Genomic DNA, 13,228 nt, shown 5'->3' with positions numbered 1-13,228 from the left:
CTCTCTTTGTCCAGGCGACAAGGAGAGTTTTTTTGTAAGCGGTCTAATTTTATATTGAAAAAATGTACAGGACTGGTTATACTCTTAATAGAAACACACGGGGGCTTAGCTCAGCTGGGAGAGCGTTTGGCTGGCAGCCAAAAGGTCGTCGGTTCGAGCCCGATAGTCTCCATTCCGTTTTATCGATCAAACCCTTGGGAAACCAAGGGTTTTTTTGTGTTTCCTTATCATGATTCCTTTTATGAAAAAAGGTAAATATAGGAGTTATTTGATTTTCAGGTGACATAAACAAACAAATACTTTTAAAAAGCACCAAATTTAAATTGTATATTAAGAGAAAATTAATTAAACTGAAAATACAGAATTTTAGTTTGGAATGATTTTCGGTCACATTACATCTTTCGGAAAAGGGGAAAAAAGAATGAAGAAGAAGATTGCACTGGTGGCAGCAGCCCTCATGACATCTTCCAGCCTAGTTCATGCTGAGGGACATGTGTCATCACAAAAAGTGGATGTACAAAAACCACAAGCGCTCTCACTCAAGAAAACGGGTCAGGAAAAGTCATACAGCCAAAATGAAAAAGTCCGGATCGTCGTCGAACTCGATCAAAAAGCAGCAATCGAGCACGCACAAGCCCAGAATAAACGCTACAGCGCGTTAAGCAATACGGAAAAAATCATTCTCAAGAATCAAATCGTCAACAAACAGAAGGAAGTCAAAGCAGCGATTGCTCAAAAAGACATCGCGGTTGCCTATAAGGAAAGCTTCACGACCGTCTTGAACGGGTTCAGCGGGGAAGTCAAATATGGTGAAATCAAGGAACTGAAGAAATTAAGCGGCATCAAAAATGTACATATCGCACACGAATATGCGCGTCCGGAAGTCGAAAAGGGCGCGACGCCAAACATGTTACATAGCAAAGACATGGTCAATGCGAAGCAGACGTGGCAGGACTACGGGTATAAAGGGGAAGGGACGATCGTCGCCGTCATCGATACGGGAATCGATCCGACGCACAAGGACATGGTCCTCAGTCCGGAGACAAAAGTCGATTTGACATCATCAAAAGTCGAAGGCTTTAAATCGTCAAAAGGCCTAAAAGGAAACTACTTCACGGAAAAAGTACCGTATGGCTATAACTATGCGGATCACGACAGCGAAATCCGTGATCTCGGGCCGGGCGCTTCGATGCACGGGATGCACGTTGCCGGTACAGTGGGTGCCAATGGCGATGAAGCGAACGGTGGCATCAAAGGGGTTGCACCTGAGACACAACTTCTTGCGATGAAAGTATTCGGAAACGACCCGGGGATGCCGTCGACATTCAGTGACATCTACATCAAAGCGATTGATGATGCGATTGCGCTTGGAGCAGACGTCATCAACATGAGTCTCGGTTCAACGGCATCATTCGTCCAAAAAGATGATCCGGAACAAAAAGCAATCGTTAATGCGATGAACAACGGCATTTTATGTGCGATTTCAGCCGGAAACTCGGCATTTGCCGGAAGTGGCGCCGGAAACCCCTACGCGTCGAATCCGGACGTCGGTGTCGTCGGTTCACCGGGCTTGATCAGTGAGTCACTACAAGTCGCATCGGTCGAGAACACACAGCTGACACTCGAAGGAATGGCGTTGACGGTCGACGGGCAGGACGCCGGTTACCTCGCCTATCAAAAACAAGATTCACCGAATCCGATTGCGGTCTTCGATAAAGAGAAGATGGATGTCGTCTATGTCGGTGATGGCAGTGAAACGAATTATGCGGATAAAGACGTCAAAGATAAAGTCGTCTTCGTTGTCCGGAACGGCAGCTTCAACTACGGGATGATTCAGGCGGAAGCCGAGAAACAAGGCGCAGCCGGTGTCATCGTCCGCGGTCGGGTCGATCACGGGGATTACGTCAGCATGGCGCTCAATAAACCAACGATTCCGCTCGTCTCGTTAAGCATTGCCGACGGAAACGAACTCGAAGCGAAAGCAAAAGACGGCAAAGCATTGACGGTGACGTTCGACGGAAAAGCGGTCTCCAGTCCGAATCCGGTTGCCGGCGAAATGTCTGACTTCACGTCATGGGGTGTCACACCGAACCTTGACTTCAAGCCGGAAATCACGGCACCAGGCGGAAAAATTTATTCGACGCTCAACGATAACGAATACGGCGTCATGAGCGGGACATCGATGGCGGCACCACACGTCGCCGGTGGAACGGCGCTTGTCATGCAACGGATCGACAAGGACTTTAAGGTCAGCGGTGCGACACGTGTCAAACTCGCGAAGACGATCTTGATGAACACATCACGTCCGCAACTCGATAAAGGGAAGTACAATGCGGAAGCGAAAACCGGCAATTATTACTCGCCGCGTCGTGAAGGAGCGGGTCTGATGGACTTGCGTGCGGCGATGAAAACACCGGTCGTCGTGACGGAAACGAAGTCGGGCGAAGGAAAAGCAGCCTTAAAACAAGTCGGTGACAAGTTCACCTTCACGTTAGACTTGAAGAACTACAGCAATGAGAAGTTAACGTACAAACTGGCCGGTACCGTTCAATCGGATCTCGCAGTTGAAGGTCAGAACCTGCTCGAGGCGAATGGTATCTTCAAAAAAGGAACAGTGGATGCGGTCGATGCCAACAAAGGCACGTTCCCGATTTCCTTCACGGTCGGCTCGAAGAAAGCAAGCTCGGTCGCGATCAATGCGAAGAGTACGACGAAAGTTAACGTCACGGTCGACTTAAAAGACACGGTTGATTGGGCGAACGGTGCACCACTCGACACGATCTTCGAAAACGGCTACTTCGTCGAAGGATTCGTCCGTCTCGTCGATGCAAACAGCAAAAACCCGGAGTTGACGGTTCCGTATGTCGGCTTTAAAGGGGCATGGGACAAAGCACCGATCGTGGATGCGCCACTCTATGACGGCAACACATTCTACGGCATCACGGGTCTTGCGACAGAAGTGAAGGATGACTTTAACTTCCTCGGTACGAATGCGCTCGGTAAAGTCGTCAAAGAAAAAGTTTCGTTCTCTCCGAACGGCGACGGCAGTGCGGATGAGGCATTCCCGGTTCTCTCGTTCTTACGGAATGCGAAGAAAGTCGAGTATTCGATTCTCGACCGCAACCAGTCACCACTCCGTAAACTCGAAACCCAGTCGGATGTCGTCAAGAACTACTACGATGGTGGAGCGGAACCAGGCTTTACGCCGGTGACGAACGCCGCGTGGGATGGAACGATCAACGGTTCAAAAGTCAAAGACGGTCTGTACTACTACCAAGTGAAATCAGTCGTCGATTACCCGAATGCGAAATGGCAGACCGCGACATTCCCGATCTATGTCGATACGAAAGTACCGGCTGCGACCGTCAAATGGGATGCTGACAAGAAGGCCGTCTCATGGACAGCCGGTGATCAAGGAACAGGTATCGCTTCATTTGATCTTCTCGTTGACGGCAAAAGTGTCTTGAAACAACCGCTTGCTCCGTCTGCTAAAAATTACACGCTGACGGATCTTCCGAGCCGCGCGAAAGTCACGTTCGTCGTCTCTGATTACGCGGGCAACATCGTCAAGAAAAACGTCAACACGACAGGCGTCGACAAAGCGGTGCCGAGTGTCCAAATCGACACACCGGAAGCACTTGCCTTAACGACGTCGCAACAAGTGACCGTAACAGGTAACGTTGCCGACGAGTCAGGCGTGAAGTCATTTAAAATCAACGGCAAATCCGTGAAATTACGCTGGGATGCCGCGCAACAACACTATGCGTTCAGCCAGAACATCACGTATACGACAGACGGCGTGAAATCGTTTAAAGTCGAAGCGTACGATGGAAAAGGCAACCGTGTCGCCTTCAGCCGTCAAGTCATCATCGATTCGGAACGTCCGACGATCCGTGTGACGGCACCAACAACGGTTTCAAGCAAAACCAAAACAGCGAAGATGACGATCGTCCTGCGCGACAACTACGATGAGTTACGCTTTGATCTGAACGGCAATGCCGAGTACCGCCGTTCGTTCAAAGAACCATACGAGATGCGTGCATTCAAGAAGACAATCAACAAAACCGTTACCTTGAAAAAAGGTCAAAACGTCTACAACCTGAAACTGACTGACTTAGGCGGCCATGTCGTCGAGAAAAAAGTTGTCATTACGAAGAAGTAATTCTTTTATGAAAAGTGCTTGGCAGGGTGGAATTCCGTCCTGTCCGGCACTTTTTTTTGTGGTCGGACACAAAACGTTTCCGTCTGAACGGCTGAGACAACGCTTTAGGTGTTTATCAAGTTCCGGGAATGGGAAATTTCTTAATAGGTTATTTTTGAGGGGGAATTAGTATGAATCCATTCACAACGTTGATCGCCTTCATCGTCGGCTGTCTTGTTCTGTATCTCGGAATACGTGATAAGAACGGCTGGTTGATCGGTGTCGCAATGATTCCGTTAGCAATCGTTGCCTATAGCGTCATTTATTTAATCATTCAAGTCTCGTCGTAGAAACTTCTTTTGTAGAAGTTTCTTTTTTTTTGAAACGTAACTGGTAAACTGTAAGTATATGACAGTAAAGAGCAAACGAAAGGAACGTGCCCGGATGGAAATTGGAACAGTTCAACAAACCGAATTAAAAGCGCTTTATCAAGAGATGCATCAACGAACGACTGCTAAAGTATGGGGTGTCCTGGCACTCTTTTTATTCGTCAGCAGCATGATTGAGCAACCGTTGCTGGCCTTGATCATTCCAATTTTGTACTTCGTCTATGATGCCACGGTGCAACACCGGCGTTTTCAAGTGGTTGCCCGTTATACGACGGAAAAATCGGCAAGTCGTCTGTTCCGTCTGCATGTCGGAGTCGGCCTGTTTCAATATGGAGCGTTGGCTGTTTTGATTGTTCTCACGGCCAATCGTTCGAGCACGGTCTTTTTGCTCGGACTGTGTCTTGGCGTCATCCCGTTTTACTGGCTCTGTCGACGCTTTTTGATCTATCGTTCAAAACAGATTGATCCGACTTATATCAGTGAAACAGACATCCAGCAAGGATAAAGGGGGATAGCCGGATGCAAACGGCAAAGGACGAACGACTACATGAACTGACGCTTGCCTATATCGACAAAAGTCAATTTCAAAAAAAGGGCTGGGTGATGGCGGCAGTGGCTGCGATGCTTGGAATCTTTTCGGAAACGATGGATTCAGCACTTTACTTCGGTCTGTTGCCGCTCGTCTATCTGATTTTTGATTTCCCGTTCCAATGGGAAAAACGCAAAATTTTAGAACGGTATCTCTCAAAAGATCAAGTGATGACACAGTGGATGCTGTGGCTTGGAATTCAGTTTGTGTTATATTCGTCGCTGTTCATCGTAGTGCTCGAAACAAAAAAACTGTCTTGGTGGAAGATGACCTTTTGGATGGTTCTGGTTCTGGTGCCACTCTACTTCGCAACCGACTGGTTATTTAAGACGATGGCGCGGTCAGGCGATCCCGACTTCGTCAGTGATCAGGAAGTGCACAAGCACGTCAAGTATCTGGAAGAATGACAGGGTTAAGTTAAAGGAGAGAACATCATGCGCACGGCACGGGACGAACGGTTACATGAGTTGACGCTTGCTTACATGGAGAAAGACCTTTTAGGAACGAAGTGGTTATGGACAGCTCTACTTTTGATGGGTATCGGAATTTTAATGACACTGTTTGATTCGGTTCTATTGACGCTGTTGTTTCCGGCTGCTTTCCTTGGATCCAATCTTCGTTATCAAGTCAAAAACGTAGGATTCTTGAATCATATATCGGAGAAGAATTGGCAACCAAACAGTGGCGTTTTTGGATCATCTATCAAGTCATCCTGTATGCGATCTTCGTTGTCCTGATGGTAGCGACGATGGATCGTCCGTTTTGGCAGATGTGGCTGAGCCTGATGCTCATTCTGATTCCGCTATATGGGTTGTTCAAGAAACTGCAACTGAGTGATGATCCGGATTTTGTCAGTGACCAGGAAGTCTATAAAAATGTATAAAAAAGTAGGAGAGAAAATTAAATGAATACATTGCTTGAAAAAAATGCACGGTTAAACTTGCTCGGACCGCCTATCAAAAAAGTCCAGTATCTAATGCTGATTCCCGTATTAGTGCTGGCAGTCATCGGGTGGTTCATCCCGAGCTTTTGGGAAACGGGTTTATTCACCTTATTTGCGTTAACTGCACTTTGTCTCGCAGGGGTCGTCCGTGAAATCATGCGTTTGCGGATTCTAAAAAAACGCTTACCGGCCGAACTGTATCAACAGACGGTTTTGAAAGTCAGCCGTGCTTCCATCATCGGTTATCTCGTACCAGTGATTTTAATTTATGCGGGAAACGTCTTCCCGCAATATTATGGTGTCACGTTTGCGATGCTTCTGATCTGGGTGCTGGTGATTACGCTATTTGTTTCCAAACTAAATACGACGGCGAAACAACTGGATCCCGCTTTTGTGACGATGCGGGAGATTGAACAGTACCGGAAAAAGTAACTGGTGACTCTTGCAGAAAAGGGAGGGATAAGTATGGAAAAGATTGAGCGGCAACGAAAAATCGATTATATCCGATTTACGAAACGCGCTCGTTATGTGCAAACGGGTTTGTTTGCAGCCGTCTTGGTACTGTTTCTTTTACTAGCCGACGATTGGCATCTCAGTGAGTCTTCATTTCATTATTTTTTATTGATTCCGGTGCTTGCTTATCAATGGATCGTTCGTGTCTTGAAATATCGTTACCTGACGAAACGATTTGATCGGACAGATGTCTGGGACCATCTTGGACTACCATACGTCTTGATTACGCTCAGTGAGCTGTTGATCGTCGTTGCCGCTCAGGTTCTGATTCCGTACGTACCACGTCCTGAATACATCGGACCGTTCGTCGTTTTCTTACTTTCGGTCTTATCGCTCGACCGTCTCGTCGATTCGCGGATCAAACGTCTTGATCCGACACATCTGTCAGAGCGCGAGCTGATTGAGGCGGAACGGGAAGCGCAACGCGTTAAATATTGAACAACAAAATCACTAGTCTTTAAAAAAATAGACTGGCTCAAAGTACGTTTTCTAAAAAAACAAGGAGGGGACTCAGGTCCACCTCCTTGTTTTCGTTTAAAACATGATTCGATTCACGAGACTCCTGCAGGAAGAAGCGCAAGGCAACTTGCGCTGCCAGAGACAAACAAGACCCGCTTTCCTGTCCAACTGGGCAGGAAAACTGGCTTGTGTCTCGCCTGAGGAAAGCGAGTGAAACAAGAAATCATTTCTTGTTGGTTGATCAGTTTTCTTACTTCTTCAGCAGCAGATAAATAAAGTACGGGGCACCAATCAGCGCAACGACGATACCGGCGGGAATACCGTCCGGATCGGCGATGTTCCGTCCAATCGTATCCGCCAAGACGAGTAACCAGCCACCGATCAAAAGGGCAATCGGCAAGAACCATTGATGACGTGGACCGACGAGGGCACGGGCGATATGCGGTGCCATCAAGCCGATAAAGGAAATTCCACCGGTGACGGAGACGGCGGACGCCGCGAGTGCGACTGCTGTCAGCAACAGTTGAATCCGTTCCTTCTCAATCGCGACCCCGACACCAATCGCAATCGGTTCGTTTAAAGCGAGCAGATTGAGTTTATTGGCTTTATACAGCGTAAACGGAATCAAGACGATCAGCCAAGGCAGCAAGGCGTAAACGAACGTCCAGTCCGTGCCCCAGATGTTACCGGCGAGCCATTTGGCGATGAAGTCGACTTTCTCGCGTTTTGTCGACGAGATCAAGATGACCATGATACCGGATAACGCCATCGAGAAGCCGACGCCGGTCAAAATCAGACGAATCGGTTGCAAGCCGCGATTCCGGTCGTAAGAAAGCGCGTAAATGGCTACGGCCGTCACTAAAGCACCTAAGAATGCAGCAACCGGTAATCCGTAGATAAATGAGCCGACATCAACCGGGAAATAGAGGAAGAAAATCGCCACCGCAACACCGGCTCCTGTGTTAATCCCGATAATGCCGGGATCGGCCAGTTCATTCCGAGTGATACCTTGCAAAATCGAACCGGACAAGGCGAGCGCCATTCCCGCAAGTAAGGTAATGATAATTCGTGGCAACCGCAGGGAGAACAAGACGAAGTCTTCTTTGAACGTCCCTTGACCGAATAACGTCGGCAACAGACGATCGTATGAGACGGATGCCGGACCAAGACCGATACTGATAACGATCGTGCCGAGCAATAGCACACTTAAAATGAAAAAGATCAAGCGTTGACGGTTGCGTAAACGAGTTTCCATCATGAGAAAACGTGACCTCCTTTACGGACAATCAATAAGAAGAACGGTAAACCGAGCATCGAGACGATCGCGACGACCGGTGTCTCGTACGGTGCAAACAGCGTCCGACCGATCGTATCAGCAAGCAACATGAACGTCGCTCCGAATACGGCCGTCATCGGCAGAATGTAACGGTAATCGGTCCCGACGATTGCCCGGACGATATGCGGAATCATCAATCCGATGAACGCCATGTTGCCGACTAAGGCGACGGCAGCACCGGCAAGCAGGATGACGACGACGTACAACACAGCTTTGATCCGGGTGATGTTTTGACCAAGACCAAGTGCGACTTCTTCCGACAGACTGAGAATCGTCAACTGGCGTGAGAAGATCATCGCAATCAATGTCCCGATGAGGATGACCGGTGTGATCGCTTGCAGTTGTCCCCACGTCGTCCCGACAAGCCCGCCTGACGTCCACTGGGAGACGTCCTGAGCAATCTTAAAGTAAAGCCCGATTCCTTCCGCAATTGCGTAGAGGAAGGCAGAAATCGCCGAACCGGCGAGGACAATCCGCAGTGGGGAGAAGCCGCCTTGACGGGAAGCGCCGATGCCGAAGACGAGTGCTGCACCAAATGCTGCACCGATGAAGCAGGCGAGCATGATGCCGTAATAGTTGATACCGGGAATGAAGACGATCGCTAAGGCAAGCGCCGCATTGGCACCGGCGGTCAAGCCGAGCAGACCGGGATCTGCCAGGGGATTGCGGGTCATCGCCTGCATGATGGCACCCGAGACGCCGAGCGCCGCGCCGACGAGAATCGCGGCGAGTTCCCGCGGGAGGCGAATTTCTTGAATGATTTTTGCTTTATCGTTGAGCGGACCAAACGTCAAGGCGTTCCAGACTTCACGGATTGACGTATCAGCAGCACCGAACGTCATCGAAATCCAGAACATGACGACGAAGAGGACCAGTCCGAATGAAATTTTTAATCCAAATGGTAGTCGAGCGGATGACACAGGTATCGCCTCCAGTTTGTATGAATCCAAAAAAGGAGGGAGCATTGAGGCTCCCTCCTTTAGTATACGTTACGCGCCAAGGAAACTTTTCTTGAAGAACTCCAGTTGACGTTCCAATGTGAGTGGATCGTTGAAGTAAAATTCTTTTGAATCGACTTCGTAGACTTGCTTGTTCTTAACGGCAGGGATATTTTTGTATGTGTCCGTTTCCGTGAACGAGTTATCCGCTTCTGCTGTCTTGCTGAAGATCAGGTAATCGCCTGCATATTCAGGTAAGACTTCAGGTGATAACGCGTAGTAGCCGTCTTTTAACGCCATCTCTGTGACTTTTTTCGGCATTTTCAATTTCATCTCTTGGTAGAGGATTTCTGTGCCGCGGCCCCAGTTGTCGCCGAAGACGTAGAGTTGTTTGTCGAAGCTTTCGATGACAGAAACTGTCGCATCGTCACCGATTTTCGCTTTGATTTCTGTTCCAGCGTCTGCTGCACGTGTTTTGAAGTCTTTGACCCAGTCGCGTGCTTCTTGTTCTTTGTTGAGCAATTTCCCGATTTCGATGTGTTGCGTCAAGTAGTCGACTTTGCCGTATGTGTACGTGACAGTTGGTGCGATTTCTTTAAATTTATCGATGTTTTTTGTCGTATCGTATCCGATGATGAGATCCGGCTCGAGTTCGATGACTTTTTCGACGTTTTCTTCTGAGATTTCTTGGACGTCTTTCAGGTCAAATTTCGGATTTGATTTTGACCACGAGTCGACACCGACGAGCGGGACGTCGAGCGCCATGACGTTACCGGCGAAACCAGCCAGGACGACGACACGTTTTGGATCAGCCGGGACTTCGACGTCACCTTTTTCGGATTTATAGGTAATCGTTTCTTTTTTTGTATCGGCAGACGATGTCTCTTCTTTTTTCTCCGTATTGCCACATGCGGCAATCACAAGCGTTAACAATAAAAGAACCGGTAATAAAAGCTTTTTCATGATTCAATCTCCCTTAATTAAGTTGTAGGTGACACACATCGGTTTATGCGTGCGCGGATCACGACCGATTTCGGCATCGATATGGAATACATCTTTGAGGACGTCTTTTGAGATGACTTCCTCACACGTTCCGGCTTTGACGACTTCACCATGTTTCATAGCGATGATGTAATCGGCGAAACGTGCCGCCTGGTTCAAATCGTGTAACACCATCACGATTGTCCGACCTTCCGTCCGGTTGAGTTGTTCGAGCAACTCGAGGACTTCGAGCTGGTGCGCGAGATCAAGATAGGTTGTCGGCTCATCGAGAAAGATGATGTCCGTCTCTTGCGCAAGCGCCATCGCGATCCAGACGCGTTGCCGCTGACCACCGGACAAAGCGTCGACCGGACGATGTTTAAACGCCATCGTATCCGTTGCTTCGAGCGCCCAATCAATGATCTCGTAATCGTGTTTCGTTAAACGACCAAACCCTTTCTGATAAGGAAAGCGACCGTATGAGACAAGCTCTGCGACCGTCAGACCACTTGCGCTTTCCGGTGTCTGGGGCAGAATAGCCATTTTCCGGGCAAGCAGTTTTGTACTTTCCTTGGCAATATCGAGACCATCGAGTAATGCGCGTCCCGATTGATGGGGAATGATCCGGGTCATCGCCTTGAGTAAAGTTGATTTTCCGCAGCCGTTCGCCCCGATGATCGTCGTGATTTGTCGATCGGGAATCTGAACCGTCAAGTCTTTGACGATGGTACGGTCTCCGTAACCGATGCTGATTTCTTCTGTTGCTAGACGTACCATACGCACAGACTCCTTCTCGGTTAAAACCGTTTTCATTGATAATGATTATCACTATCGTCCACCTAACCATACCAGTTTCATAAAAACGCTGTCAACATTTTTTCTTGTCTTCAAGACATGTTCACGTTATTATTGGGAATGAGAATGATAATCAGTCGTATTGAATCGTGAGGGAGTGATTGAGATGGAGCAACAGGAATTGTTTGATGTAACGGTAATTGGTGGAGGCCCGGCCGGGTTATACTCTACTTTCTATAGTGGACTACGCGGAATGAAGACAAAATTGATCGAATATCAGGCAGAACTGGGTGGCAAGATTCACGTCTATCCGGAAAAGATGATTTGGGACGTTGGCGGTCAGCCGCCGATTACCGGTGCGAAGTTGATGGCACAGCTCGTCGAACAAGGACTGACGTTTAATCCGATGGTCCATCTCAATGAAAAAATCATCTCCATCACAAAGGACGCTTTTGGGAACTTTGTCTTAGAAGCAGAATCAGGAATGATTCATTATTCGAAAACGGTGATTGTCGCGGTTGGCGGCGGAATCCTCAATCCGCAGAAATTGAAGATCGAGGGCGCGGAACGGTATGAAGTGTCGAACTTGAACTACACCGTCAAATCGATTGAACGCTTTAAAGACAAGACCGTCATCATTTCCGGCGGCGGCAACTCGGCGATTGACTGGGCGAATGAACTCGAACCGGTCGCGAAAAAAGTCTATGTCACCTACCGGAAAGACTGCTTCGAGGGGCATGAAGCGCAAGTCGAGCAACTCGTGAACAGTTCCGCCGTTTGTCTCCTGAATACGACGATCCATAAATTAATCGCCAGTGACGACCATCACCGGATCGCTTCCGTCGAACTGATCGATTGTGCGACGAATGAAACGTTGGCCCTTGAGATTGATGAGGTCATCATCAACCACGGCTACGAACAGGACGCCGAGTTACTGGCGAACTGTGAACTGGAGTTGAAGCAGGTCGATGACTTCTATATTGAAGGAACGGCATCGAGTGAATCGAGTGTTCCCGGCTTGTATGCGGCAGGTGATATCTTGTCGCACGACGGAAAAGTCCACCTGATTTCCGGGGCGTTCCAGGATGCGGCGAATGCCGTCAACCGGGCGAAAAAGTTCATCGAACCGGACGCAGCAAAAGTCGCGATGGTTTCTTCCCATAATGAAGTCTTTAAGAAACGGAACCGGGAACTGATTCAGGAAATGGTCAATCAGAAGTGAAAAAATAAAACACCTGTCTTTCAGTTCGACCTTGTCACATGGACATCGGTTTTCTGAAAAGCAGGTGTTTTTTGGTTCGTTCAGTCGTTAATCGTCATCTTCCTCATTTTCGTCTTCATCGTCTTCATCGTCGTCCTGGTCATCGTCATCTTCGTCTTCGTCCTGACCCTGATCATCCTGATCCGTATCTTGATCATCTTCGTCGACATGACGATGCTCGGATTTCGTTTCTGCACGATTGAAATACTCGAGTTCGATTTTCAATTGATAAGAACCTGAAAGTGCGAACAGGCTGATGAGCTGTGCGCGTAATTCTTCTTCCGTCATTTTCGGATTCGATTCAATGAACTGAATCAATTGACGCACACGGGCTTCATCGACCGTGGCATCATTCGTTTTGACACGCAGATGACTCTTTTTCTTTTTGAAGTGGTACTCGATCTGACTTTCTGTTGTCTCTGTTGCGAGTTTGATCTTCATTTTTTTCAACATGTCTTCGTACCGATGACCGGCCTGATTGCGCTCTTTGCCATCGAGGATACCATCGCGATCGGAGTCACGTGTATAGGGTTTCGTTCCAAGTTCGAGTTCAATGGTGTTACTTAAGCCATCTCGGTCCGTATCTTCGTTCGCGTCACTAATACGGTCCCGGTCGCTGTCTTGATTTCGTGGACTAAGTTCGAGTTTATATTCTGTATAGTTACTTAACCCATCATGGTCTGTATCTTGCTGGGCCAGTTTCTTTCCTTTGAGCTTGTACTTCTTTTCCCAGCTGTCATGGATCCCATTCTTGTTGCGGTCATACTTCGATGTCTTACTCTTGGCGTCGATTGAGCCGAGCGGAGTGAGCATTAAAGTACAAGCAAGACCGGCAGTTACTACATAATTCATTTTTTTCATGTTGTGTAGTCTCCTTTTTTGA

Annotated in this window: 13 protein-coding genes and 1 tRNA gene; 9 read left to right on the top strand and 5 right to left on the bottom strand. The window is 48.2% G+C overall.

Going from position 1 to position 13,228, the window contains the following annotated elements; all coding sequences use genetic code 11:
• Window positions 1-99: 99 nt before the first annotated feature.
• The 8 genes from KNQ13_RS04110 to KNQ13_RS04075 all read left to right on the top strand — a co-directional run bounded on the left by KNQ13_RS04110 (window position 100) and on the right by KNQ13_RS04075 (window position 7,013).
• A tRNA-Ala gene (locus tag KNQ13_RS04110) sits at window positions 100-172 on the top strand.
• 249 nt (window positions 173-421) lie between these two features.
• Window positions 422-4,162: a S8 family serine peptidase gene (locus KNQ13_RS04105; protein ID WP_026830341.1), complete on the top strand. Its 3,741-nt coding sequence runs from the start codon at window positions 422-424 to the stop codon at window positions 4,160-4,162.
• 170 nt (window positions 4,163-4,332) lie between these two features.
• The gene (locus KNQ13_RS04100; RefSeq protein ID WP_034774077.1) at window positions 4,333-4,491 is read left to right on the top strand and encodes a hypothetical protein; all 159 of its coding nucleotides are present in this window, start codon (window positions 4,333-4,335) and stop codon (window positions 4,489-4,491) included.
• Between the two features lie 94 nt (window positions 4,492-4,585).
• Entirely contained in the window at window positions 4,586-5,035 is a 450-nt protein-coding gene (locus KNQ13_RS04095; RefSeq protein ID WP_026830340.1) for a hypothetical protein, read from the top strand.
• Window positions 5,036-5,049: 14 nt separating this feature from the next.
• A complete protein-coding gene (locus KNQ13_RS04090) occupies window positions 5,050-5,526 on the top strand; it encodes a hypothetical protein (protein WP_026830339.1) in 477 nt (158 codons plus the stop codon).
• A gap of 260 nt (window positions 5,527-5,786) precedes the next feature.
• The gene (locus KNQ13_RS15935; protein WP_236624345.1) at window positions 5,787-6,002 is read left to right on the top strand and encodes a hypothetical protein; all 216 of its coding nucleotides are present in this window, start codon (window positions 5,787-5,789) and stop codon (window positions 6,000-6,002) included.
• A 21-nt stretch (window positions 6,003-6,023) separates the two neighbouring features.
• Entirely contained in the window at window positions 6,024-6,494 is a 471-nt protein-coding gene (locus KNQ13_RS04080) for a hypothetical protein (protein ID WP_026830338.1), read from the top strand.
• 33 nt (window positions 6,495-6,527) lie between these two features.
• Window positions 6,528-7,013, top strand: a complete 486-nt coding sequence (locus KNQ13_RS04075; protein ID WP_026830337.1) for a hypothetical protein — start codon at window positions 6,528-6,530, stop codon at window positions 7,011-7,013.
• A 271-nt stretch (window positions 7,014-7,284) separates the two neighbouring features.
• Here KNQ13_RS04075 and KNQ13_RS04070 read toward each other — a convergent pair whose 3' ends face one another.
• From KNQ13_RS04070 to KNQ13_RS04055, 4 genes are read right to left on the bottom strand one after another with little or no spacing between them, the layout of a single operon-like run.
• Window positions 7,285-8,292: a FecCD family ABC transporter permease gene (locus KNQ13_RS04070; protein ID WP_026830336.1), complete on the bottom strand. Its 1,008-nt coding sequence runs from the start codon at window positions 8,290-8,292 to the stop codon at window positions 7,285-7,287.
• Window positions 8,289-9,335, bottom strand: a complete 1,047-nt coding sequence (locus tag KNQ13_RS04065) for a FecCD family ABC transporter permease (protein WP_201770335.1) — start codon at window positions 9,333-9,335, stop codon at window positions 8,289-8,291. Before KNQ13_RS04065 ends, KNQ13_RS04070 begins: the two co-directional genes overlap by 4 nt.
• 24 nt (window positions 9,336-9,359) lie before the next feature.
• Entirely contained in the window at window positions 9,360-10,271 is a 912-nt protein-coding gene (locus KNQ13_RS04060) for an iron-hydroxamate ABC transporter substrate-binding protein (RefSeq protein ID WP_026830334.1), read from the bottom strand.
• 3 nt (window positions 10,272-10,274) lie between these two features.
• The gene (locus KNQ13_RS04055; protein WP_014971488.1) at window positions 10,275-11,066 is read right to left on the bottom strand and encodes an ABC transporter ATP-binding protein; all 792 of its coding nucleotides are present in this window, start codon (window positions 11,064-11,066) and stop codon (window positions 10,275-10,277) included.
• A 184-nt stretch (window positions 11,067-11,250) separates the two neighbouring features.
• On the opposite strand from KNQ13_RS04055, the gene KNQ13_RS04050 reads away from it, so the two are divergent.
• The gene (locus KNQ13_RS04050) at window positions 11,251-12,306 is read left to right on the top strand and encodes an NAD(P)/FAD-dependent oxidoreductase (protein WP_209548125.1); all 1,056 of its coding nucleotides are present in this window, start codon (window positions 11,251-11,253) and stop codon (window positions 12,304-12,306) included.
• 87 nt (window positions 12,307-12,393) lie between these two features.
• On the opposite strand, the gene KNQ13_RS04045 is transcribed toward KNQ13_RS04050, so the two are convergent.
• Window positions 12,394-13,206, bottom strand: coding sequence for a hypothetical protein (locus tag KNQ13_RS04045; protein ID WP_209548126.1), 813 nt, complete (start codon window positions 13,204-13,206; stop codon window positions 12,394-12,396).
• Between the last annotated feature and the right edge of the window lie 22 nt (window positions 13,207-13,228).

It is taken from the genome of Exiguobacterium sp. s128 (genome assembly GCF_018618815.1).
In the GTDB taxonomy this organism is placed as follows: domain Bacteria; phylum Bacillota; class Bacilli; order Exiguobacteriales; family Exiguobacteriaceae; genus Exiguobacterium_A; species Exiguobacterium_A antarcticum.
Note: the sequence above shows the minus strand (reverse complement) of the source record. Positions and strands in the feature narration are given on the sequence as shown.